Here is a 25,480-nt window from a genome sequence, read left to right as displayed (position 1 = left end):
CAACCGCCAAATCCATAAACCGTGTCAGGGAGTTTTAAAAAATTATCGTTCTCCGGTCCAGCAGTTATATAAGCTTTTGATCCTGTGCGGCTGGACCTGATCCTGTGGTTGATCAGCCGTGGAGGCGGTTCAAAAAATGCTCCAGCAACCGGATATCCTTTATCCCCGGTGCCGTCTCAAACTTACTGTTTACATCCAGGGCATGGACCGTATTGGCTGTAAGAAAAGCCTTCAGTTCTTCCAGGTCATCCGGACCAATACCTCCGCTTAAAAAATACGGTACACCTGGTTCTGCATGTTGCAGTCCGGACCAGTCGAATTTTTTTCCTGTACCGCCGTATTCCTTTGCTTTTGTATCAAACAGGAATGCATCGGCGACATCCGTATAGGGGGAGGTCAGTTGCTTCAGGTCTTCCTTACCGGTTATGCGGAATACTTTTACAATTTCTGCCGCGTTCTTCAGCCGGCTACAAAGCTCCGGTGTTTCATCACCATGCAGCTGTATCATATCCAGACCATAGGCCGCCACCGCATCCAATACTTCTTCCACTGTGGCATTTACAAATACCCCCGCCTTTTTAATACCGTTCAGCCGTTTCAGTGCCGCCGGATCGATGTTGCCGCCAATATATCTCGGAGAAGGCGGATAAAAAATAAACCCTGCATAGTCCACCCCCATTGCGGCCAGTTGTGCCACCTGTTGCAGCTGCGTCATACCACATACTTTGATCAGGGGACGGGTCATGCTTTTGTAGTTAAGTTGTTTACAAAACCGGCAAATGCCACAGGCGGGTTTTCCTGGCGCATAAAATATTCGCCGATCAGAAATCCTTTAAAGCCGTTCCGGCGGAACAAAAGAATGTCTTCAATTTTATCAATACCGCTCTCAGCGATTTTCAGCTTATCATCCGGTATCTTTTCCGCCATTTTCAGACTGCGCTCGAGGTCCACAGAAAACGTTTTCAGATCCCGGTTATTGATCCCCACGATCTTTGTAGCATCGCAAATATGTTCCAGCTCCGCTCCGGCATGTAATTCCAGGATCGTCTCCAGCCCGAGTGAGGCGGCAAACAAGGCCAGCCGTTCCACTTCAGCGGGGGTAAGACAGGCAGCGATCAGCAGGATCACATCCGCGCCTACCGACCGTGCTTCCACGATCTGGTATTCATCAATAATAAAATCCTTACGCAGGATCGGAATATCATTTTTGCGGGCAGCGGTAAGATCAGCAAAGGAACCACCAAAAAAAGGACCGTCAGTCAGCACGGATAATGCAGCGGCTCCGTATTTTGTATACGCTTCCGTGATTGCTGTCACATCCGCATCTTTATTGATAAATCCTTTGGAAGGCGATTTTCGTTTAAACTCGGCAATGATCCCCGTGCTCCCCGGCTGCTGCAGGGAGGCCGCCAGTGAACGTACCGACCGGCTGAATGCCTCCGTGTGCTCCAGTTGCCGGATGGAGGTTTGTGCCTTGCGCTCCGCAACTTCTATCCGTTTCTGTTCGATGATCGTATCAAGAATATTCATATCGTTTTTTGAGACTTGGGTCCCGATAGTTATCGGGATGGGATTTGGGGTTTGCGATTTGAGAATTGAGAATTGAGATGAGGACCTCTCTCCTGCTGATGACTGATAGCTGATAGCCCCTACTGCAATGCGATCAGTTTTTGCAGGCATTGGTAGGCGCGGCCCGACCGGAGGCTTTCTTTGGCTGCTTCAAAAGCCTCTGTATAATCGGGATAAACACCTGTTACCTGCAAGGCTACAGCCGCATTGGCCAGTACTACCGCCTCCTGTTGCGGGGTTCCCTTTGCCTGGATGATATCCGAAAAGATCGTTGCGGCAGCTTCGATCGTATCACCACCTTTGATGACTTCCGGTACCACCTCCATCCCACCCAGCTCTGTAGCAGCAAATACCTGTTCGCCCGTTGCTGTAATTACTTTGGAGTCGCCCGTCAGGGAAATCTCATCATAGCCATCCAGTCCATGCACAATTGCAAAGTTCTTCGACTGCTGCTGCATCAGGTAATTGTACAACCGGGCCATTTCCAGGTTGTATACGCCGATGATGCTGAATGTAGGGAACGCCGGGTTTACCAGTGGTCCCAGCATATTAAAAAACGTGCGCATACCCAGGTTCTTACGGATCGGGCCTACATTTTTTAACGCCGGGTGAAACAATGGCGCATGCAGAAAACAGATATTGGCTTCCTCCAGCTCACGCCGCAGCGCCGCATTGTCATTTTTGAATTTATAGCCCATCGACTCCACCACATTGGAAGACCCGCTGATGGTGGACGCACCATAGTTGCCGTGTTTGGTCACTTTATTCCCGGTTCCGGCCACAATAAAACAGGAAAGTGTGGAGATATTAAACGTATTCTTTCCATCGCCCCCGGTACCCACGATATCGATCGTGTCCATTCCCTCAAATTCCATGGGCAGACAAAGTTCCAGCAGTGCTTCCTGGAAACCCTGTAACTCCTGCAGGGTAATGCTGCGCATCAGGTACACCGTCATAAAGGCGGTCACCTCATGCTCGTTATAAACACCCTTGCCGATATTCACCAGCACTTCCTTTGCTGTTGCCCTGTCAAGATTTTTGTGTTCAAATAAAAGGGTTAATATCTTCTTCATTGTTTTATTTTTTGTGCCGGCTGCGGTACAAGGCCGGGCCGTCTTGCGTCGCACACTTCAACACCTGTGCTATAAATATCTCTTCGCCGCTATGCGGCTACAACTGTTGTACCGCTACGCAGTGCCTTTTGCATCAGTTCGTCAGCCAGTTCCGTATGATGGTCTCGCCCATCGGGGTCAGTACACTTTCCGGGTGAAACTGTACGCCCTGTACATCGTAGGTCTTATGCCGCAGGCCCATGATCATATCCTGGTCGTCCACTGCCGTTATTTCCAGCTCCTCCGGAAAATTTTCACGGGAGACCACCCAGGAATGATAGCGGCCGATCTCAAACTGATCCGGCATGTCCGTAAACAGGTTACCACTGCGCCGGATGATATTGCAGTTGGTGGCTACTCCGTGATACACGTTGGGAAGGTTGTACAGCGTACCGCCAAAGACCTCACCGATGGCCTGTTGTCCCAAACACACACCCAGTATGGATTTGGTGGCAGCATATTCACGGATCAGCGGCAGCAACAGCCCGGATTCCACCGGAATACCCGGTCCCGGAGACAGGATGATCTTATCATATTGTTTCACTTCTTCCAGCGGCAGCTGGTCGTTCCGGTACACATCCACTTTCTGATGCAGGATCTTTTCCACCATGTGTACCAGGTTGTAGGTAAATGAATCGTAATTATCGAAAACCAATAGTTTCATATCCGAATTTCTAATTTCTTATTTTAGTTTGCAAAAGACCCGTCCACTTTTCACTATTTACTTCTCCCGTTCTTCTTCTCCCCATCCGGCCGCCAGGAGCACTGCAGCACAAGTGTGCGACGCAACGATGCTGATGCCTGCACTGCAGCCGGGCCCCAACAGTTTTACAGTATCTTTTCAGCCTCAACGATCGCCTTTTTTAAAGCCCCGAGTTTATTGTTCACTTCCTGCAGTTCGCCTTCCGGGTTGCTGGCCGCAACAATGCCGCCACCGGCCTGGCAGGTGAGCGTATTATGGCGACTTAAAAAGCTGCGGATCATGATGGCCTGGTTACAGCTGCCGTCGAAGCCCATAAACCCGATAGCACCACCATAAAAGCTCCGTGCAGTAGGCTCCAGCTGGCTGATCAGTTCCATGGCCCTGATCTTGGGTGCGCCGCTTAATGTACCCGCAGGAAAGGTCTTTCCAAACAGGTCGAAGGGACTGGTTTCCGGATATACGGTACCGTTCACCTCGCTCACCAGGTGGATGACATGCGAGTAATAGTGCGGCTCTTTAAAATGACTCACATGCACATCGCCACAGCCGCGGCTCAGGTCATTGCGTGCCAGGTCTACCAGCATTACGTGCTCTGCATTTTCCTTGGGGTCTGCCTGCAGGGTCTTTGTCTGCTCCGCATCGGTCTTATCATCCCCCGTGCGCCGGATGGTGCCCGCAATGGGGTGTATGGTTGCCTGCCCCTGCCGGATGATCAGCTGCGACTCCGGCGAGGAGCCCATCAGTTTATAATCGCCATAATCGAAAAAGAACAGGTAGGGTGATGGGTTGATGCTTCTGAGGCTGCGGTAGACATTAAATTCGTCACCGGTGAACTGTTGTGTAAAACGGCGGCTCAGCACGATCTGGAACACATCGCCCCGGTGGCAGTGCGCGATCCCTGCCCGCACCATATCGCGGTGTGCGTCATCCGACATATTGGAAGCTTCGGCTCCTTTTTTGCGGAAGGGATATACCGGCACATCCTTACCCATGATCAGCGATTGCAGTACTTCCCGCTCGCTTTTCACCCCTTCGATCTTATTCTCAAGGATCAGCAGCTCATCCCGGAAATGATTGATCGCTATAATGTACTGGTAAAGGCGGTAACGCATCAGCGGAATATCGCTGTTGCTGTTTTTGAACCGGCTGCCCGGGATGGTCTCAAAATACTGGATGGCATCGTAGGTGGTATACCCGTAGAGCCCCTGCGCATAGCGTGCTTCTTTCGTGCTGTTCTCCGCTACTTCAAACCGGTTCATAAAATCGGCAAGGACCTCCGTAATTTTCTGAGTTCCGGCAAGCCGGATCTTTTCTGCTGTTTGTCCCGGTAATTTCAGGTCGATGGTATCCCCTGAGATCATTTCGATCCCCGCTATGGCATTCACTCCTATAAAGGACCAGCTGTTGTTGGTAGCGTTATTATCCGCGCTCTCCAGGAGGATGGTGTCCCGGAAGCGGTCGCGCAGGCGCAGGTAGATCCCCACCGGCGTAAACAGGTCTGCCAGCAACGTTTGTACTTCTGTTTGAATCCTTATTTTTTGCATAGTTTATTTAATTCGATCAATGAAAAACCCCGGTGGGTACCGGGGTTTCACTATATTATTACAACATTGAACAATAGCATCAGTGCCCCCAGAAAGAGTTACTATGCCACCACCAGTTGTTGTTATTTGTATAGTTCATGACGAGCAAATATAAATTTCAAAAACAATACCAGCAAATTTTTTCCGGTTTTGCATCAATGTTTTTCAAAAACAGGTAAATTTAGTCTATCTTTGCGCACTCATTTACGAGGAAAGCGGGAAAATCATTGGTTAGGCCAGTAATCAATGACAATAACAAACATAATTGGCCCGGTAGCTCAGCTGGATAGAGCAACTGCCTTCTAAGCAGTAGGTCATTGGTTCGAATCCAATCCGGGTCACTTAACGCCAAATGGAACCATTGGAAGACAATATGGTGCCATTATTTATATAAACCGAATATCCTCATATCATTTATTTCATCATATTCGCCAAGCTACACCGCATTGCCCCCGGATTGTAGCTACTGATTTGGCCCGGAATTTTTCAGCTTTAAATCCATTCTCTGGAATCGAAATATTTATTTTTACAATTCGACTTTGACTGCGTCTGCTATTTTCTGAAACCTTAGCAACCCTGTTCCAGCTTTTACAAAGGAAATAACAAGTTCCACTTTTCCTTCTCAGGAGAACGCCAAAGAATGTTCCTCAAAGGAAGGATCTACAGAAATTGCATCAGCTCCCAGAGCGTGAAGACACTCCAGGTTCTGCAACAGGTACACAAAATGCGCCTCCCTGTCAAACGGTGTTGTTCTAAAAATTGTGTTGTATTCCAAAATTCTGTTGTCAATAAAAAGACTTATTGCGTTAATAGCACGATTCAGAATTACCATCTTGGTTTTATCAATTAACGTTTTTTACAAATGACAAGGTGGTTCAGGAATGCATCGTACCGCTTAGGAAGAACCCGATTTACTATTTTGCACCAAAGATTAAGGCAGGCAAAGGTGCAAAATGCCACTAGATTTTTAAATGGCCTGATAAAATTCAGCTTTGATAAAACATAACTGTCCAGGTAAGACATAAACATTTGCATTTGAGCCTGCACAGAAGTACCCAGTTTTTCATAATGCACTATTTCGAACCCCTTTCGTTCCAATAAGCTCTTCAAGCCAAAAGAAGTATAGCGACTACAATCATTCGGCACTTCATGTTCTGCTATAATAAAGGGACAGGTAATAAGAATTACAGCTCCGGGTTTCATTACCCGATGTATTTCCACCAGTATTTCTTCCAGGTTAAACACGTGCTCAAACACCTCTGTAGATAAGACACTATCAAACGAATTTGATTCCAGAGGGATGGTTTTACCATCGTAAAAAACATCTATCTCTTCATTCTCGTGACTATGCCCCTGACCTTCATAATCCACTCCGATATACTCATCCACACTAATCAGGCTTTTATAGGGCTTACTACCGCATCCAAAATCCAGCATACGACCTTTCAATACACCAAAATGTTTTTTCAGGTTCGAGATTAACAGGTTCCGTCCCAAATAAACCGACCGGCCGATAGATGGATTAAAGTCTCTGTTTGCTTTTTGCTCGGACATAGTTAATGAAATTGCAACTATTAAGTGTGCGAAAATAATTATATTTTCGCACACTTATTGCTGCTTCGCGTTTAATTTGGTGTTATAGAATCTGTATAATAGTCAGATCCTCTTAAAAACCGCTTTTCAAGCGTATTCTGACATCCTGGCTACCAAAGAAGGAGCTGAAAATTTAGGATTGGTATAATATCTTTTGAACCTACAAATTCAGCAGCATGATGGCTCGCCTCCTGTTGCGATTTTGCTTTATTTCTACCTATTTGGCTTATGTATTCCTGCCTTCGGATTAATCAGCTGTTCGTAAATACTACTGTCTTTTATAAATTGCTTTTCGCCCGATCACTATAAACGACAATGTGAAAAACAGGTGTATGACCACAAATACCCAGGTTGCCGGCCGGGCCTCATGAAGAAGCCCCCAAATATCCAGTAAGGCAATAGTTCCAAAACCTACTATATTCCCGATGATAATAGCGTTCCTGGCGCTGGAAGAGGGTTCGTTTCGTGCCATCCAATCCAGGACCGCGATACCCAGCAACGGACTTCCAAAGACCCTTAAATAGGTGAGTAACTCGGGAGACGGATCGGGCGGTACGGCTCCCGTACCAAAGATCTGTGGTATCATAATAAAACCCAGGCCGGACAGCCCCAGATAAACCGAAGCAGTTATAAACAGTACTTTAAGCTTCATAATTCATTGTATTTAGTGTTGACCAATATTGCTGAACATACCCTCCGGGGAGACTACGGGCTCAACACGAACTCAATAAACACCTTTCCGGGAGGGGTCAGTTCTTCTTTACTGAACCGTTATTTCTATAAAAACAAGGATGAATGAGTAGTAACAGTAGAACAAAACACGGAGCAAAAACACGGGAGAGAAAAATCAAAATATGAGGGTCATCCTTATCGTTGTAAAATTAAAATAATTACCCAAGAATAAACAATTTCGTTCCGGTGGGAACCTGTTGTTAAAGCACCGCGTAAATCCGCAGCCATAGCGGCCCGTCATGGGAATCAAACAACACTTTTACTACAGGAAACAATGACGATCAGATCCTGTGAACCGCACACCGCATCCACACCAACCACTAGCTAGACCTTCATCTCCGGGGCCCCGGCATCTCCAGGTACAAAAAAAATTGCCTTATTAGAGGCAATTGGCACTGTAAAAGAAACATATGAACCCAATGGGAAATAATCCGGCGCTGCACAAATATTATTGATTGAAGTCCGGGTAAGGAAATCCTTTGCCGGTTTCGCAAAGGAATTTCAGGCTTCGGAAAAAAAGCGCCCAATCAAAACTGCAGGAAGCGAACTCCGGCGTATACTCCTTCCACCCATCGTGATGGAAAAGTAATACACAGCCGTCTTTGTGTGGGCTCAGCTCAAATGTGAGCGTAGTACCGATCCAGTCCTCAAATGCTTTGAGGCAACGCCATTGCACCCGGCTGTAAGGCTGAAGTTCCAGAACCTCCATCTCTTTGAAATAATCGGGACCAAAAGCAAATCGTAATACAGCACCCACTTCCGGCCGGGCCACAGTATCGGGGGTCCACCAGCCTGCCAGGCCCTCCCGGGTTGTTACGGCTTCATATACCTTCTCCACGGGAGCTTTGATCAGCAGCCGGTGACAGATACTTTTTCCTGCGGGCAAATTCAGTACAGCATTCTTCTGGGAAGCAGGGATGCCGCCCGTTTCAGTTTCCCTGGGAGTCGGTTTGCCTTTGCCCGTAATAATAAGCGCCTTCAGGCTGTCCTGGATATAGTGCGTCCAGGCATCATGGCATACATTGTAACATTCATATTCCGGCACCAGCCCCTGATGCGTAAACTGTAATATTGTTTCTCCGTTCTTTTCGGAAAGCTCAAAGATCACCTGCGTGCCTTTCCATTCCGTTTCATCCGCCGTGAATTTAAAATAATTATCCAGCACCTTCCATACCACTTTTTTATTGGGCTCCAGTCCGGTGATCCGCATCCGGGAACGATGCACATCCTGGTAGTGATACTCAAACTCGCTGTTGAGCTGGTCGGTGCTGCCTTCAATATTTTCGGACCACCAGCCGCGCACATTATTCACGGCATTGAAAACGGTTTCCGGTGTTGCGGCCACTGCAATTGTTGTTGTAAAATCCTGGCTTTTCATTTTCTGATATTTTTAAATGAGAAATATTGTTGAATACCTGCTTACTACCCCAAAGGTAGTGTGACCCACCCGTGGACAGGGGGTGTAAAACAGACTTTGTAACGGGTTGATCCGGACAGATGTTTTCTTTAATTTTGTATGTCCTGCCGAATTTGTGTGGCTGATATTTTCCGATCACTGAACTCCAAAAAACAATGTATGAAACATCTTACCATCCTCATACCCGATGCACAAGCTGCTCCCAGTACCGTTTCCTGTATTGTAGGTGCCCACCAGGTATTTACCTGTGCCAATAACTACTGGCAGGCCACTGACAGAAATCCGCTGTTCCGGATCGAAACGGCAGGCGTATCGCACGAATCAGCATTCCTTGACGGGCTGCTGACCGTAAAGCCGCAGGCCCATATCGCGTCTATCTCCAGGACCGACCTGATCCTGATCCCTTCCCTGACCATTGACTTTAAAAAAGCGGCAGCGGGCAACATACTGCTCACCGACTGGATCAGGGAGCAGTATAAAATGGGCGCTGAGGTTGCCAGTATGTGCACCGGCGCCTATATGCTGGCGAGTACCGGGCTGCTCCATAAAAAAAATTGCTCCATACACTGGAACGCCGCCGAAAATTTCAAAGACCTGTTTCCCGGGGTACACCTGAAAACCGAAAAGCTCATTACCGACGAAGAAGGTATTTATACCAACGGCGGTGGTTTTTCTTTTCTGAACCTGTTGCTTTACCTGGTTGAGAAATATTACGACCGCCCCACAGCTATTTATTGTTCCAAGATCCTGCAAGTGGAGATCGACCGGCATACCCAGTCGGCTTTTACCATTTTCACCGGGCAGAAATCGCATGGCGATGAAGTGATAAAAAAAGCACAGATTTATATCGAAGAACATTTTGAGGAAAAGATCTCTTTTGAGGAGCTTTCAAAAAAGCTGGCGGTAGGCAGGAGGAACTTCGACCGGCGCTTCATCAAGGCCACCAACAACACACCGGTTGAGTACTTGCAGCGGGTAAAGATCGAATCAGCCAAGAAAGCTTTTGAAACCACCCGCAAAACCATTAATGAGGTAATGTATGAGGTGGGTTACTCCGATACCAAGGCCTTCCGGGAAGTATTCCGGAAGATCACCGGGCTGTCGCCGATGGAGTACAAGCTGAAATACAATAAGGAAACGGTGGTATGAAGGTCCTTCTTAAGGCGTTTATGAATTAAAAGTATATCTACCAAAAATATTCACGAAATAAGGTGTGCCCAGTCACATTAAAAGATACATTCGTTATGTTTAATATATTTCATTTATCTTCCCCAGCTGCCAGCCTTGATTAACGCAGCGATAAAGAGTACAATACTGATAACAATATAAATCCACATAATTGCGTCGAATTTACTTTTATACCGTTCCGATTTAGCTTCCCATCGCATACCAATAGCGTGATAATCGAATTTTTTGATATAGAAGTAACGGATATGGGTAAAAATAATCAGAGTCAATAAAATTCCTCCTGCAACATATTTATTGATCGATTCAGTGCCATACCCTCTGAAGATTAAAATCAGAAGCACTGTGGCATTAATATTAAAAAACTGTAACACGCTCAGAATAAAAGCAGCATCTGAATTTGGATTCCCTTCTTTATCGAGCCCTATTTTCTTAGAGATATTGTAAAATAGAAAATCAAAAAAAACAATCATAAAACTATATATAATTTTAGTGTGGTTTCTATTTTTTAGTCGCTCCTCAAAGGTATTAAAAGGTACAATAACATTGTCCGCTATACCAACTTATTAAGCACATGTAACGTTTGTTTATCGCTCCCCTTCGCTTCTTTTATACGACCAGAAACTGTTCCATTCGGCAAAAGATCGCGTATTTGTCAGAAGTAAACCGGCCGCTGCAGTGTATTTCTGCTGTTTCACCTGCAAAAAATATTGGCACGCACCTGACAGCCAATACCATCAATTACAAGATGGATGATTTCGCATGCGCAGGATTATTACGCCGGAAGTGCTAAAGTTATGATAGAAAAAAAATGCCGATCCACATATATATTATTGGCGACAGCATTGATATAAAAAAATATGCCACAAAAAGTTTACCGTTATTATACGGGTATTTCTCTATTACAGCTTTATACTTTTGATTTTTAAAAATCAAAAAATAATTGGCAATTAAGCATGGAGAAAAATATAACAATACAAAACTGACAAAACTTTTCAAATAGCCTCTAAGTTGTGGAATATTAATTGTATAAAAATCTCTTTTTACTACAAATTTTTCTAAAACTAATTATAAAAACAATGAGATTAAAAGACATCGCTAAGGTCATGAATAAAATACTCATCACTTTCCAGTTTTTCTTATTATTCTCCTGTGATCTACCCCTGACGATACAATCGATCCAAATTTTATAATATAAACTTAACATTTACTTTTAAAATTAGTTGTTTATTCTTGAAAATAGTCTGTCCAGTTATAAATTCCCTGATTGAATTCCTCGACCACTTGCCGATCTGCTTCGGCATCTCCCGTTGAAGGTCGCCACTGCTGTATATCAGGTTCCGGGTTTAAGCTTAAAAAATTCTCATTCAGACATTCAACATAAACAGCGGTTTTCAGGTTGTTAAAAGAAACATCGTACGTTCCGGTACAACTAATGATCGATGATTGCCACTGGCGGGGCTTATATTCTTTTTAAGAGCACCAGATATTATAAAGTAACAGCTGAAATTGATTTCCGCCATTTAAACAGACTAAAAACATTTTTATCGCGATAAAATGAGACATTCAGATATCCCTTTAAGATCGCGTCTATTTTTCTGGACATAAGACAGGTTATAACCACATTCTCCCCATTGTTCATTACGATTTCGGCGTAATAATAATATTCCACTGCCATCATTGGAATACCGTTATCCATGTTTGCCGACTTACAGACGATGATCTTTGAAATATCTTTACCCGTGTAAACCTGCTCCCTACTCGATCGTAAAACAATGATCTGATCAGGCTTCAATTCAATCGCTTCTCCTTTATTTTTTAAATAATAGAGGATATGAAGATACACGGCAGGCAGCGTGGTTAACAAATAATAAAGAATGAATATACTCCAAAGGGTTGCGTCCGCATTAAAACAGATCCCTATCAGGAATACCAGGATCCCGGTAATTAATATAAATCCGCATGTACTAAAATGCGTTTTAGGAGTTTGTCGGAGTTTCACTTTCTGCTATCCTTTCTGTTTTTATACTGCGTTAAATTTAAAGTAAAAAAAGTACGCTGCCTAAACCAATGTCATGTGTTCAACTCCTGCCTGCTTTTTACTACTTTTGAATTCTCCAATCCATTTCTGTATGATAAAAAAATATATGCTATATGGCCTGATTTGCTGCTCAGTGCTCCGCATTCATGCCCAAACCATTATCCACAAAGACCCCGTAATCGAAAAAATGGTGCAAGAGGTTTCTGCCGACTCGTTAAAATCATACATTACCGCACTGATGCAATTCAACACCCGCCATACTTTGAGCAGGCTTTCTGAAAACAAAGAAGGCATCGGTGCAGCACAGCAATGGGTGCTTCATAAATTCCGGCAATTTGCCGGCGACGGGAAAAGGCTCTCTTCTTTTATCGATACCATCACCTACAATCCCGATGGCAAACGGGTAGACAACTCCTTTGTGTTGGGGAACGTGGTGGCGGTTTTAAAAGGGACCGATCCGCAGGACCACCGGGTATTTATGATCACCGGCCACCTCGACAGCCGGCGCAGCGATGTAATGGACCGGACGGGTAGTGCACCCGGAGCCAATGATGATGGCAGCGGGGTAGCAGCTGTAATAGAGTGCGCCAGGATCATGAGCCGGCAGCCTTTCCCGGCAACAGTGGTTTTTGTGGCTACCTCCGGTGAAGAGCAGGGACTGCTGGGTGCCAGGTTCCTGGCCAGCAGTTTGCAGGAAAAAAAGTGGCAGCTGGAAGCGTTGCTCAACAATGATATCATCGGGAGCAATAACAGCAACGAAACCCGGGTGATCAACAATACCCAGGTACGCGTTTTCAGCGAAGGCATCCCTTTGGGTACGGATCCCGCGAGATTTGCAAAGATCCGGTCTCTTGGCCTGGAAAATGATGGTGCCCCGCGGCAACTGGCGCGCTACTTCAAAGAAGTGGGTGAACGTTATGTAGACAACATGACGGTAAAGCTTGTTTACCGCAACGACCGGTTCCTCCGCAATGGCGACCACAGTCCGTTTGTTGAGAAGGGTTATACCGCCGTGCGCATCACTGAAATGAATGAGAACTTTGAACACCAGCACCAGGACCTGCGAACCGAGAACGGTACGCAATATGGCGACCTGCCGGAATTTATGGACTTTGAGTACCTGAGAAAAAATACGGCACTCAATCTGGTTACACTGGCCAACCTTGCAAAAGCACCGCTGGTGCCAAAGAACGTCATATACGTTACAAAAGGGCTGGAAAATTCCACTACGGTAAAATGGGATCCTGTTGCTAACGGCTCCGGCTACTATCTGTTGCTGCGGGAAACCAGCAGTGCCCGGTGGGAAAAAAAGATCTTTACCACCAGCACCGCCATCACTATCCCTTACTCAAAAGACAATTATTTCTTCGCCATTCAATCCGTCAGCCAGAACGGTAATGAAAGTCTGCCGGTATTGCCCGGTGTGCCTGCGGCCAAATAAAAGGGCTGTATCAAAAGCCTGTGCAATCGGCGGGACAGAAAAGAAAACACCGCTTTTTTTAATCTGTAATCCGGTCATTGCTCCTCTGCGGGATTATCCAAAAAGCAGCTGGAATTATTAATCCATATAAAGAAAATCACACCAATACATTCAGCAGCAATACACCCAGCAGTCCGGCCACTCCGATAATGGATTCCATAACAGTCCAGGTTTTAAACGTATCAGCAACGCTAAGCCCCAGGTATTCCTTGAACATCCAGAAGCCGGTGTCATTCACATGAGAACACATGAGACTGCCCGCGCCAATGGAAAGCACCATCAGCTCCGGTTTTACATGCAGCGTAGCGATCAGCGGCTGTACGATACCTGCTGCGGTAAGACCCGCAACTGTAGCGGACCCTACCGCAATACGGATAAGTGTGGCCACCAGCCAGCCCAGCAGCAGGGGCGTCATGGAGGATTGCATAAAGAACAGCGAAATGGCGTCTCCCGTTTTACTCTGGATCAGCACTTCCTTTAATGCCCCGCCTGCGGCCACGATAAGGATGATCGAAGCAACCGCCGGAACAGCACCACCTGTCCGGTCCATCAACGTTTTTACAGGGATCTTCCGGAACAGTCCTAAAAACAACAGGGCACAGATAATAGCAATGAACATGGCGATCGCCGGCTCACCGGCAAAAAGTATCAGGGCGCCCAAACGGCTTTTTTCCATATGAAGCAGGGTGCAAATAGTGGCAGCAGCCATTAACAATACCGGGATCAGCGCCGTGAAAAGACTGATACCAAAACCCGGCAGGGGAACATCCATGGCCTGCTCACTGCCTACCATACCCGCAGGCGGCGTCGCTTTTATTTTTTTTAAAAGCCCCGGGAAGCATATACCGGCGAGGATAAGGGTCGGGATTGCGATGCAGATACCGTAGACCAATGTTCTGCCAAGATCCGCCTTAAAAAGGGCCGCGATAGCCGTAGGACCGGGATGGGGCGGTAAAAAACCGTGCGTAATGGAAAGTGGTGCCGCCATTGCTATTGCCAGCGGTACCAACGGGGCGCCGGTTTGCCGGGCAATGATGAACACAAGCGGTATCAGCACCACGAAACCTGCATTATAAAACAACGCCAGCCCTACAGCAAAACCAGTGACCGCCAGTGCGATCTTCGCCCTTGCCGGGCCAAAGAAACGGAGCAGTCCGCCGCAGATCTGTTGCGTGGCACCGGTTTCCGTAAGCAGTGCCCCCAGCAACACCCCAAACCCCAGCACTAATAATACAGATCCCATCGTATCCCCTACTCCCTTGTTCAGGGCAAGGGCCAGCTGCACAGGCTCCATCCCGTTACAAAGACCGATCAAGAGCGTCACCAGGATCAGGGAGATGAATGCATTAAGTTTAACAACAGTGATCAGCAGCAACAACAACAGGATTCCAAATACGAGAATTATCAGGGCCATGGCAAGTATTTTACCGAAAATACGCTAAAATATTTTTCCCGGGATACGACACCGGTGGTACAGGATACGACAGAAGCCGGACAAGATCTCATTTTGCTGTTCAGCACCTGCAGTCAGACAGCTGCTTTGTTTTATCCAATCAAGAAAAACCGGATATATCCGTCCATCAGAACCATTTATAAAAAGCCGTTGCGGGTAAGCACTGCATTGACCTGATCAAGTTCCTCTTTAAGATCCGACAAGGGGATCGCATAACAATCAGCTTCGTCTTTCGCCGGTTCTTCCAGCGCCGCGAACTGGCTTTCCAACAGTTTTACAGGCATAAAATGCCCTTTACGTGTTGCCAATAGCTGATGTATCTGTTCAAAAGTTCCTTTAAGATAGATAAACACCATTACAGCGCTGTTGTGCCGCAATACATCCCTGTAGCGCTTTCTCAGTGCAGAACAGGCAGCTACGGCAGTAACACCTTCTTCATTGATCTCTGCCATTTCATTACCGATCCGCTCCAGCCACTCCCAGCGGTCTTCGTCTGTGAGCGGAATGCCATTCCGCATTTTCTCGATGTTACCGGGAGGATGCAGGTCATCCCCGTCTATAAAGCGGTATCCCCTTGCTGCGGCCAGCGCCTTTCCTACCGTTGTTTTACCACTCCCTGAAACACCCATTATAATGATACGCTGATCCTGCATACCGCTAAGTTACGCCACCACTCCGAAAATCCGCTTCCGGGTACATAGACGCGATCATTTAAATACGGTTCTTTTCTTCTTCAGCGCTCTGTTCTACTTTTTTATCTTTTATTTTTTTACCGGCATTCAGGATATAGTTCACCGAGATACCAACAGCACGGGTAGGCCGCTTCTGGTAAAAATCGATCCGGACACCGTTAAAAGTAGTTAGGGATTTTTCCCGGAACGTATTGAATATATCGGTAAGCATTACCCGCACACGCAGTTTGTTATCAAAGAATTTTTTGCCTGCGGACACATCGGTTATAAACAAAGAGGCATTTTTTGTATTGCCTGCCACATACGGGGAACTGTAAATAGCGGAAAGTGTAAAATCAATATTGCTTTTCAGCGTAAAAACCTGATAGGTATTCAGGTTCAGGGTCGTTTGAGCAAGCTCAAAATCATTGATGATATAGGCCGTATAAAAAACACCGGCATAAGTATTAGCGGTCCACCATTTTGTGATTTTTACCGGGGCATATAATGAAGCCCCATACGTTACCCGGTGATCAAAGTTCCGCGTCTGGTACTCGATCACTCCATTTTCCTGCGGGTTGGCAAATTCGGCAATGATATTACTGGTACGTTGGTACTGAAGGCTGGCCATATAACCTTTCCAGAAATTATACCCCAGTTTAAAATTATTCGAATATTCAGGCAGCAGGTCGGGGTTACCAACCACCACACTGTAATCGCCGATGCGCAGCCGGAAGGGATTCAGGTCGCCGAACTGTGGCCTTCGGATCCTGCGGCTATAACTAAAGGAGAGGGAAGCCGGAACAGATTTACGGTTCAGATTCTGTAATATAAATGCAGAGGGGAACAGGTTGAGGTATCTCCGGGAAAATTGCTGGCCGGATGTAACATTATTTCCTTTCATATAGGTCTCTTCTGCCCTTACACCCAGCTTGATACTGGTGCGTTGTACAGAGCGCTCTGCTGCCGCATATCCCATTAACAGATTCTCATCATAGATAAACTGATTACTTGCCGCCGGATCTGCCGTCCAGCCCTGATCGCCCGGGTATTCAGTTGTAACGGTGTTGTCCCTTCGCGTTGCTACATATTTCACTCCGGTCTGCAACTTGATACGGGAACTGAATTGTTTTACATAGTCCGCCTGGCCACTGTAAATTTCCGTACTGCTGGGGTACTGGTTCCGGTAAACGGTATCGCGAAGCGGATCTGTGTAAGCAGATGTAACATCCATGTCCTCTGTCTTCTTTCCTCTTACATAATCTGCCAGCAGTTTAAACATCGAGCCCAGCGTGTCCAGTTTATAACTATAGTTAAGGGTTGCCGTTGTTAATGCCGGGATGCGCCGCCAGTTGGTCACTGAATAACCGGTTACAGGAATGCCGGCACTGTCCTTTAAAACGATGCCGGTCTTAAAATACCGCCGCAGGTTCACCAGGGTGGAGCCTCCCTGAAAGCTCACGGATTGCTTATCGGAAATATCATATACAAGTCCTGCCAGGTAACTGCTTTGCCGGTTCCTGTTGATACGATCGGTTACGCCATCATAAGAAGAACCATCCTTATAATCATTAATGGTACGCGCATAATATACCTGTTCCTCCTTTGAAAGAAATCCGTTCCCGAAAAGGTATAACTTTTTTATTTTATACTGTGCTGTAATACCGGAAGACATGTACGGTTTTCCTTTCTGTGGCTTGTAAACCACCGAGGCCTGACCGGTAAAACCCTCGTCCCTGGCCTTTTTCAGAACAATATGTATGATCCCCCCGGTGCCGGAAGCTTCATATTCTGCGGGAGGGTTAGCGATCACTTCGATTTTTTTGATATTTTCCGACCGGATGGTACGGAGGTATTCTGCCAGATCAGCTGCGGACATCCGCTGTGTCACATCATTGATCATAACGGTTACCGTCCCGGTACCATTTATTCGGATTGCCCCGTTGGGGTCTACCCATATACCTGGTGTTTTTTGCAACACTTCCAGTGCATTATTCCCATCCGCCAGCGGTGAACCCTCCACATTGACAATGTACCGGTCGGCGCGCCGTTCCACAAAAGGCCTCGCTGCTTCCACGGTTACCATACGCATTGCTGTTTTATCGTTTTGCAGTACCAGGGGCGGTATTTGCAGGGTATCTGAAAACTGAAACGTAGTTACCGAAGGCAGGTATCCTATGGATGATGCCTGCAATTTATAAACCATCCCTTCTTCAAATGTATACCGGACACTGAAGCTGCCGTCCTTCTCCCCCGAAGTACCTGAAACATTTTTGTCCTCCTCCAGCAGCATGATAGATGCATAGGGCACGGGCCGGTCATCTGCATCCACGATCCGCCCTTTCAGTTCCCTGGTACGCGTCCGGGCTGCCCGGTTCTGTTCCCTTAACTCTGTACTTCCGATCACGATCATACCGGCATCGCGATTGGCATAGAACAATCCGTTCGGTTGCAGCAGGCTGTCCAGAATCTGCCCAACCGGTTGCTGGCTGACATCAATATTCACCTTTATTGAATCCTGGACGATTTCATCACTGTAAATGATATTATAACCGCTGCGCTGCTGAATTGCATCGAGTACGGATTTGAGTGGCTGATCGAATGCAGTGATCGAGATCTTTTTATCCTGTGGGTATGCAGTTGCCGCCAGCACAGTTATGATAACAATAAAGAGGCCCCTCCTTAACAACTTCATGAAGTTTAATTACACTTTATACGCCGGTTTTTCAGAATTGTTACAAACCACTGTTTACCGGATCTTCACTTTTTTATTTTCGATTTTATAGCTGAAGGGATATGCCAGCCGGAGCGCCTCCAGCCCTTCAGTCAGACTCTCATTGATCAGCATACCGCTGAACCGTTTCGCTTTCAGCGTTTCATTTTCTATTGCTATCGTTACTCCATATTTTTTTTCAAGCTGCAATGCGATCGCCTCCAGTTTTTCCTTTTTAAACACCAGCGAATCGTCTTTCCAGTGCATCTGCCGAACGAGGGCCTGATCAACGGAGTCGATACTAAAATGTACAGCGCCTGAACCTGTATTAGGCGCCAGCAACCACTGATTCGGCTTCAATAAAACCTTATCGGTTTGCTCACCTCTTCTTGATACTTCGATAGCACCTCTCAGCAAAACCACTTTCACGTCCGGATTGGTTTTGTAAGCATTCACATTAAACGCCGTTCCTTTTACCTCCACCACCAGGGGGCCGGCCAGCACCTGTAGCGGCACTTTCTTATTCTCGGTCACATCAAAAAAAGCCTCCCCCTGCAGGATGATCTTCCGTTTCTCATCACCAAAGTCCGTATTGTATTCCAGCAGGGAATGATAGTTCAGCGTTACCTGCGTTCCATCGGGCAACGTCGTATACAATTTTTCATTGGTGGTTTGCAATACGATCATCGGGTCATCTTTTAATGGTTTGAAATAATAACGGATCGCCAGTCCTATACCTGCTGCCAGGATCAATACAGCCGCTATCCTGAAAAAAGGCGGCTGTAAAAAAGAAGGCCGTCTGGTCTTCAGCTCCGGCGCCGTTTCGATGCGCGCCCAGATCGCCTTTAGTTTTCCTTCCATCCCTTCTACGGCGATGCGCTGCCGGCTGCTGTTTCCAATCGCTTCAGCAAGCTGGCGGTACCGGTCATTCTCTTTCACACAAATCAGAAACTGTGCTTCCTCATCCGGCGAAAGTTCATTTCTCATCTTTTTCGATAACAAGGTTAAAAATGTTTCCCTGTCCATATTATTATTGCTTCATTTAAAAGGACAAAAAATTGGTTGGTTCTACTTACCGGTTCTAAAAAAATAATGAAAAAAGTTTTTCCCGCAGATGGCCGTCGCGTTGCGGATGGTATCCCAGATAATCACTCAACGCCGCCGCGAGGCTTTTAACCGCCTTGTAAAGCTGGCTCTCAACGGTCCGCACTGAGACCGATAGGATCGCCGCCACTTCTTTTGCTTTCAGCCCCTCTTCCCGGATCAGCCGGAAGATCAGCTGCCGTTGTACGGGCAACCGGTCAATAGCATTACTGATCATCACCTCCAGTTCTTTGTACTCGGCACCGTCACTCCGGCAACCTTCCGGAAGCTCTGCGGTATCCGGACCGGTTCTTATTGTTTTTGAAGATCGCCGCAGGAAGTTCAGGCATCCATTTTTGACAGCAACAAAAAGATATACCTCCGGTGCTTTAACGGCAGCAAGCCGCTCACGCTTCTGCCAGATATTTACGAATACCGTAGAAACCACTTCTTCGGCAGGTTCGGGTTGTTTGGTGTACTGCACTGCAAACTGCACCAGCCGTTCGTAGAAGTCGTAAAACAGCCGGTTAAAAGCCTCCTTTTGTCCCAGGCTTATTTCCCGGAACAAAAGCTGAATAGATGATTGTTGCATGCGTATATACAGACACTAAAAATAGAGCATATACTTACTGGACGATAACTATTATTTCAAACCATCCGCTGACTGAGCTGTTTGTTGTTTTTTAGTACAAATGATCCGGGTGGTTATGGAGACCTGCCCTTTCCGTTCAGGGCCTCCAAATGTCAGCTGTTGAAACGCAGTTCTGTCAGGGAGCCGGCACTGGTCAGATCGGTCCTTTTTATATAATAATAGCAGACCGGCGCTGTTGTACACAATCCAGGTATCCTTCAAAATAAACAGGGATACTGTCTTCAACACCATTTTTCAACCGGTTACGCACCTGGTTAAATGCCAGGATCCCGCTTTCAAATTCCGGCTGCCCGGTAATCAGTATCGGCTGGTTCAGTTTCTGGTACCAGTAATAGGTACCACCAACATTACTGCGGGCTACTTCAAAAAGATAGGCCCCCGCTCCTTCGATGATCTTTTGCTGCTGGGAACTGGTCATTTCGCCATAAAATCCGCTCGCATCATTCAGCAGGTCTTCCAGTATGGCCAGGCTTTTGACAGAATAATCGAGCCCCGGGTACCGTGGCGCATATTTTCGGAGAAAGGCTGCAGCCTGCTCCCGGAGCTCCTTTTCCTGGCCGGTAAGGCCGGTATCTGGTGTTTTTATGGCAGGGTCCTTTTTATTTGTGCCATTAAAAAAATCAAAAAAACGCATAGGTTGAAGTTTATGCCCGCTGAATAAAGTCAGGTAATAAAAGTAGCAATAAATTTCAGAAAAACGGCTTTCCTCTGATCCGGTTTTTTCCCGTTGAACGATTTCTGGCAGAAGAAAAAACACCCTGAATCACTTTTAAAGTGACTTGTTTTTTATTGAAAAAAATAATAAAAAATACACATATTGTTAAAAAATTTCAATTTTTTTATCGATTCGGGTGGCTATTGTCTAAATAAGAAGATTTTTTATTAATTTACACAGCTCGATTGCCCACTCTGTATTGAAAAGCCAAACTTATTTATTAAAAATCGTTTGTTAAAAACATGACAGAAAAAAAAGGATTATACGACCCTTCGTTTGAACGTGATGCCTGTGGTATTGGTTTTGTTGCCAACATAAAAGGCAATAAGAACCACCAGACCATTTCGGATGCGCTTACGGTCCTGGAGAACATGGATCACAGGGGCGCCTGCGGCTACGAGCCCAATACAGGGGACGGTGCGGGGATAATGATTCAGATCCCGCATGAACTTTTTTATGACGAGTGTCTTCAGATGGGTATCTCCCTTCCGGCAGTTGAAGAGTACGCAGTAGGCATGGTCTTTTTCCCGAAAGAGGTAAAAGCCCGGGAAGAATGCCGCGATATTTTTACCCGCGCGGCGGAAAAAATGCACATGAAGGTCATCCGCTGGCGCAATGTGCCGGTGAATCCGGATGGCATTGGTTCTTCCGCACTTTCTGTAGAACCGGACATTGAGCAGGTATTCCTTCAGCGGCCGGACAATATCAAGACAGCCGAAGAGTTTGAGCGCAAGCTTTTTGTGCTGCGCAAATATGCCACACACCTGACCACCAATGCGGTAAAAAAGGATCCGATCGGTTTTTATATCAGCTCGCTTTCCTGCAGAACAGTCATTTATAAAGGACAGTTTACCAGTTTCCAGGTACGTACTTATTATAAAGATCTTACAGACAACAGGACGGTAAGTGCTTTCGGGCTGGTACACTCCCGCTTTGCTACTAATACCTTCCCATCCTGGCGACTGGCACAGCCGTTCCGCTTTATTGCCCATAATGGTGAAATCAATACCCTGCAGGGAAACCTGAACTGGTTACGCTCCAGCGAGAACAGTTTTGATTCGCCCCTGTTCACACAGGAAGAGATGGATATGCTGGTGCCTATTGTAAGCAATGACCAGAGTGACTCTGCTTGTCTGGACAATATGATCGAACTACTGGCCCTTACCGGCCGTTCCCTGCCGCATGTAATGATGATGCTGATCCCCGAAGCATGGGATGGCAATGAGGATATGGACCCTGTTAAAAAAGCTTTTTACGAGTTTCATGCCTGTCTGATGGAGCCCTGGGACGGCCCGGCTTCCATTTCCTTTACCGACGGCAAGATCATTGGTGCTACGCTCGACCGGAACGGTTTACGTCCCTCTCGCTATTGTGTTACCAGCGACGGAAGGGTGATTATGGCCTCAGAAACCGGTGCACTCCCTGTGGATCAAAGTCTTGTAATCGAAAAAGGGCGCCTGCAGCCGGGTAAGATGTTTGTGGTGGATATGGAACAGGGACGGATCATCAGCGATGAGGAACTGAAACAGGAGATCTGTTCTCAAAAACCTTATGGCGACTGGCTGAATAAGCACAAGATCCGACTGAATGAACTGCCCGAACCAAGGGTGATGTTCACCAATCTGAGCGAAGACCAGATTTTCCGGTATCAGAAATCATTCGGGTATACTTCGGAAGATGTTGAAAATATTATTGCGCCCATGGCTGTTACGGGCAAGGAGCCCATCGGTGCCATGGGTGTGGATACCCCGCTGGCGGTACTGAGCGATCAGCCCCAGCACCTGAGCTCTTATTTCAAACAGCTGTTTGCACAGGTAACCAATCCGCCCATCGACCCGATCCGGGAACGCATGGTTATGTCGCTGGCCACATTTGTTGGCGACAACGGAAGCCTGCTGGTAGAAGATGAAATGGATTGCCATGTGGTAGCGCTCAAGCAGCCGGTGCTGAATAATTTCGAATTAGAGACCTTACGGAGCATCGATACCGGCACCTTCCAGGCCAAGACCCTCCAATGTTATTTCAGGGCAGATGGGAAACCGGGCTCCCTGGAAAAAGGGCTTGACCGTATCTGCTCTTATGCAGAAGACGCGGTGAATGACGGCTTTGAGGTATTGGTGCTCCAGGACCGGGCTATCGACAGTCAGCACGCCCCGATCCCCTCACTGCTGGCTATAGCAGCGGTGCATCATCATCTTATCCGGAGAGGTCTCCGGGGCAAGGTAGGCCTGGTGGTGGAAGCCGGAGATGTTTGGGAAGTACATCATTTTGCCTGCTTGCTGGGCTTTGGTGCCACTGCCATCAACCCATACCTGGCATTCTCCACGATCCGTAATCTGAAAGAAAGCGGAAAACTGAAGACCACTCTTTCCGTTGATGAATTAAATAAGAATTATATCAAAGCGGTTAGCGACGGTTTACTAAAGGTCTTTTCCAAAATGGGGATCTCCACCCTGCAATCTTACCAGGGAGCACAGATCTTTGAGATCATTGGTCTGAACCAGGCCGTAGTAAGAAAATACTTTACGGGAACTACTTCCCGGATCGAAGGAATGGGACTGGATGAAATTGCACGCGAGGCGGTGACCAAACATCATTTTGGATTCAGCCAGAAACCTTCACCCGTAGACCAGTTGCCCACCGGTGGTTTCTACCAGTGGAAACGGAAAGGGGAAGCACATCTTTTCAATCCGCAGACGATTCACCTGTTGCAGTATTCAACAAAAATGAATGACTACAACATTTTTAAGAAATATACGAAGCTGGTAAATGATCAGACCACAAAGGCGATCACGCTCCGGGGACTGCTCGATTTCAAACGGACACGGAAACCGATCTCCATTGACGAGGTAGAGCCCGCAGCGGATATTTATAAACGCTTTGCCACAGGAGCCATGAGCTTTGGTTCCATCAGCTGGGAAGCGCATACGACGCTGGCTGTTGCCATGAACCGCCTGGGTGGTAAAAGCAATACCGGTGAAGGTGGTGAAGATGAAGCACGTTACACACCGCTTGAAAATGGCGACAGCATGCGCAGTGCCATCAAACAGGTGGCCAGTGCCCGTTTTGGGGTAACCAGTCTTTACCTGACTGAAGCCGATGAACTGCAGATCAAAATGGCCCAGGGTGCCAAGCCCGGTGAAGGCGGACAGCTTCCCGGTGATAAAGTGGATGACTGGATCGGCAAGACCCGTCATGCGACACCGGGAGTAGGGTTGATCTCACCTCCCCCGCACCATGATATTTACTCTATTGAAGACCTGGCGCAGCTGATATTCGATCTGAAGAATGCCAACCGGCATGCCCGCATCAATGTAAAGCTGGTGAGCAAGGCCGGAGTAGGTACTATTGCCGCAGGAGTTACCAAGGCCAAGGCCGATGTGGTGCTGATTGCGGGTCATGACGGAGGTACCGGTGCATCGCCGATGAGCTCGATCCGGCACGCCGGATTACCCTGGGAACTGGGTGTGGCTGAAGCACAGCAAACCCTGGTTAAAAATAAACTGAGAAGCCGCGTAGTGCTGCAGACCGACGGCCAGATGCGCACCGGGCGGGATATTGTTATTGCCGCGATGCTGGGCGCTGAGGAATGGGGTGTGGCAACTGCTGCATTGATCGTGGAAGGCTGTATCATGATGCGTAAATGCCATCTGAACACCTGTCCTGTTGGTGTGGCTACACAGGATCCCGAATTGAGAAAACGGTTTACCGGAAACCCGGATCATGTGGTAAATTTCTTTAAGTTCCTTACGGAAGACATGCGCGAGGTAATGGCAGAACTGGGCTACCGGACCGTAGAAGAAATGATCGGACAATCAAATGATCTGAAAGTACGCGAAGGAATCACCCACTGGAAATATAAAAATCTTGATTTATCACCCATCCTTTACCGGCAGAAAGAAGAAGAGGGTATTGGCCTGTATCATTCTGAGGAGCAGGATCATGGTATTAAATCGGTGCTTGACTGGAAATTTGTGGAAGCCGCAAAACCGGCAATTGAAAACGGAACCGCGATCAAAGCAGCTTTTGATATTGTAAATACAGATCGTGCAGCAGGAACCATCCTCTCGCACGAGATCACCAAAAAATACCGTTCAGAAGGTCTGCCGGAAGATACGGTACATCTTAAGCTGAAAGGAACCGCAGGACAGAGTTTTGGCGCTTTCTGCAACAAAGGTATTACACTTGAACTGGAAGGCGACGCCAATGATTATTTTGGTAAAGGGCTTAGTGGTGCAAAACTGATCACCTATCCGGATGCCAAAGCAGGCTTTGTGGCCGAGGAAAACAGCATCATTGGCAATGTGGCATTTTATGGTGCCACCAGCGGTGAAGGCTTTATCCGCGGCAAAGCCGGCGAACGTTTTGCAGTTCGGAACTCCGGTGCTACTGTAGTGGTAGAAGGCGTTGGTGATCACGGCTGTGAATACATGACAGGAGGCCGGGCAGTTATCCTCGGCAATACCGGCCGCAATTTTGCTGCTGGTATGAGCGGGGGTCTCGCATATGTATATGATGCCAGCCAGAAATTTGCGGATAATTGCAATAAAGAAATGGTGGAGCTGGACCCTGTAAATGATGTGGATGCTCAATTCCTGAACCAGTATATCACCAGGCATTACCAGTACACCAGCAGCCCGGTGGCCAAATTCATTCTGGATGATTTTGAAAACCAGCTGAAGAACTTTGTAAAGGTGTTCCCTTCGGAATACAAAAAAGTTTTACTGGCAAAAGAAGAGCAAAAACAATTGGCATAACTGTAGAAATTTTAAATCTCA

19 protein-coding genes and 1 tRNA gene are annotated in these 25,480 nt (G+C 47.0%); 4 read left to right on the top strand and 16 right to left on the bottom strand.

Annotated elements, in window-relative coordinates; genetic code table 11:
• Positions 1–112 precede the first annotated feature (112 nt).
• The 5 genes from K7B07_RS15285 to K7B07_RS15265 all read right to left on the bottom strand — a co-directional run bounded on the left by K7B07_RS15285 (position 113) and on the right by K7B07_RS15265 (position 4,928).
• A complete protein-coding gene (locus tag K7B07_RS15285) occupies positions 113–745 on the bottom strand; it encodes a phosphoribosylanthranilate isomerase (RefSeq protein ID WP_223711059.1) in 633 nt (210 codons plus the stop codon).
• Positions 742–1,530, bottom strand: a complete 789-nt coding sequence (gene trpC, locus K7B07_RS15280) for an indole-3-glycerol phosphate synthase TrpC (RefSeq protein WP_223711057.1) — start codon at positions 1,528–1,530, stop codon at positions 742–744. Before trpC ends, K7B07_RS15285 begins: the two co-directional genes overlap by 4 nt.
• A 119-nt stretch (positions 1,531–1,649) precedes the next feature.
• Positions 1,650–2,642, bottom strand: coding sequence for an anthranilate phosphoribosyltransferase (gene trpD / locus K7B07_RS15275; protein WP_223711055.1), 993 nt, complete (start codon positions 2,640–2,642; stop codon positions 1,650–1,652).
• 133 nt (positions 2,643–2,775) lie between these two features.
• Entirely contained in the window at positions 2,776–3,345 is a 570-nt protein-coding gene (locus K7B07_RS15270) for an anthranilate synthase component II (protein WP_223711053.1), read from the bottom strand.
• A gap of 164 nt (positions 3,346–3,509) precedes the next feature.
• A complete protein-coding gene (locus K7B07_RS15265; RefSeq protein WP_223711051.1) occupies positions 3,510–4,928 on the bottom strand; it encodes an anthranilate synthase component I family protein in 1,419 nt (472 codons plus the stop codon).
• A 306-nt stretch (positions 4,929–5,234) separates the two neighbouring features.
• Here K7B07_RS15265 and K7B07_RS15260 point away from each other — a divergent pair.
• Positions 5,235–5,308, top strand: a tRNA-Arg gene (locus K7B07_RS15260).
• A gap of 505 nt (positions 5,309–5,813) precedes the next feature.
• On the opposite strand, the gene K7B07_RS15255 is transcribed toward K7B07_RS15260, so the two are convergent.
• The 3 genes from K7B07_RS15255 to K7B07_RS15245 all read right to left on the bottom strand — a co-directional run bounded on the left by K7B07_RS15255 (position 5,814) and on the right by K7B07_RS15245 (position 8,670).
• The gene (locus K7B07_RS15255) at positions 5,814–6,521 is read right to left on the bottom strand and encodes a methyltransferase domain-containing protein (RefSeq protein ID WP_223711050.1); all 708 of its coding nucleotides are present in this window, start codon (positions 6,519–6,521) and stop codon (positions 5,814–5,816) included.
• Positions 6,522–6,828: 307 nt separating this feature from the next.
• Complete coding sequence (locus K7B07_RS15250; protein ID WP_223711048.1) at positions 6,829–7,212, bottom strand: hypothetical protein; 384 nt, start codon at positions 7,210–7,212, stop codon at positions 6,829–6,831.
• A 528-nt stretch (positions 7,213–7,740) separates the two neighbouring features.
• Positions 7,741–8,670, bottom strand: a complete 930-nt coding sequence (locus K7B07_RS15245; RefSeq protein WP_223711046.1) for an SRPBCC family protein — start codon at positions 8,668–8,670, stop codon at positions 7,741–7,743.
• Between the two features lie 198 nt (positions 8,671–8,868).
• On the opposite strand from K7B07_RS15245, the gene K7B07_RS15240 reads away from it, so the two are divergent.
• Positions 8,869–9,858: a GlxA family transcriptional regulator gene (locus K7B07_RS15240; RefSeq protein ID WP_223711045.1), complete on the top strand. Its 990-nt coding sequence runs from the start codon at positions 8,869–8,871 to the stop codon at positions 9,856–9,858.
• 113 nt (positions 9,859–9,971) lie between these two features.
• Here the strand turns inward: K7B07_RS15240 and K7B07_RS15235 are convergent, their stop codons facing one another.
• Both K7B07_RS15235 and K7B07_RS15230 read right to left on the bottom strand, forming a co-directional pair.
• The gene (locus tag K7B07_RS15235) at positions 9,972–10,367 is read right to left on the bottom strand and encodes a hypothetical protein (RefSeq protein ID WP_223711043.1); all 396 of its coding nucleotides are present in this window, start codon (positions 10,365–10,367) and stop codon (positions 9,972–9,974) included.
• Positions 10,368–11,383: 1,016 nt separating this feature from the next.
• Positions 11,384–11,896: a PH domain-containing protein gene (locus tag K7B07_RS15230; protein ID WP_223711041.1), complete on the bottom strand. Its 513-nt coding sequence runs from the start codon at positions 11,894–11,896 to the stop codon at positions 11,384–11,386.
• Positions 11,897–12,026: 130 nt separating this feature from the next.
• Here K7B07_RS15230 and K7B07_RS15225 point away from each other — a divergent pair, with 130 nt between their 5' ends.
• Positions 12,027–13,376: a M20/M25/M40 family metallo-hydrolase gene (locus tag K7B07_RS15225; protein WP_223711040.1), complete on the top strand. Its 1,350-nt coding sequence runs from the start codon at positions 12,027–12,029 to the stop codon at positions 13,374–13,376.
• Positions 13,377–13,512: 136 nt separating this feature from the next.
• Here the strand turns inward: K7B07_RS15225 and K7B07_RS15220 are convergent, their stop codons facing one another.
• The 6 genes from K7B07_RS15220 to K7B07_RS15195 all read right to left on the bottom strand — a co-directional run bounded on the left by K7B07_RS15220 (position 13,513) and on the right by K7B07_RS15195 (position 20,621).
• The gene (locus K7B07_RS15220; RefSeq protein ID WP_223711038.1) at positions 13,513–14,829 is read right to left on the bottom strand and encodes a gluconate:H+ symporter; all 1,317 of its coding nucleotides are present in this window, start codon (positions 14,827–14,829) and stop codon (positions 13,513–13,515) included.
• 176 nt (positions 14,830–15,005) lie between these two features.
• Positions 15,006–15,521: a gluconokinase gene (locus K7B07_RS15215; protein WP_223711037.1), complete on the bottom strand. Its 516-nt coding sequence runs from the start codon at positions 15,519–15,521 to the stop codon at positions 15,006–15,008.
• 58 nt (positions 15,522–15,579) lie between these two features.
• Positions 15,580–18,234 carry an outer membrane beta-barrel protein gene (locus tag K7B07_RS15210; RefSeq protein WP_223711035.1) on the bottom strand — a complete coding sequence of 885 codons (2,655 nt, stop codon included), beginning with the start codon at positions 18,232–18,234 and terminating at the stop codon, positions 15,580–15,582.
• Positions 18,235–18,288: 54 nt separating this feature from the next.
• Entirely contained in the window at positions 18,289–19,239 is a 951-nt protein-coding gene (locus K7B07_RS15205) for a FecR family protein (RefSeq protein WP_223711033.1), read from the bottom strand.
• A gap of 94 nt (positions 19,240–19,333) precedes the next feature.
• Positions 19,334–19,927, bottom strand: coding sequence for an RNA polymerase sigma-70 factor (locus K7B07_RS15200; protein WP_223711031.1), 594 nt, complete (start codon positions 19,925–19,927; stop codon positions 19,334–19,336).
• Between the two features lie 208 nt (positions 19,928–20,135).
• Entirely contained in the window at positions 20,136–20,621 is a 486-nt protein-coding gene (locus K7B07_RS15195; RefSeq protein ID WP_223711029.1) for a hypothetical protein, read from the bottom strand.
• 323 nt (positions 20,622–20,944) lie between these two features.
• Between K7B07_RS15195 and gltB the strand changes: the two genes are divergently transcribed.
• Positions 20,945–25,459 (top strand): glutamate synthase large subunit, encoded by a 4,515-nt coding sequence (gene gltB, locus K7B07_RS15190; RefSeq protein WP_223711027.1) that lies wholly within the window; start codon positions 20,945–20,947, stop codon positions 25,457–25,459.
• The last annotated feature ends 21 nt before the right edge of the window (positions 25,460–25,480 follow it).

Origin of the sequence: Niabella beijingensis (genome assembly GCF_020034665.1) — a bacterium.
GTDB classification, from domain to species: domain Bacteria; phylum Bacteroidota; class Bacteroidia; order Chitinophagales; family Chitinophagaceae; genus Niabella; species Niabella beijingensis.
This window is presented reverse-complemented; position numbering and strand designations above follow the sequence as displayed.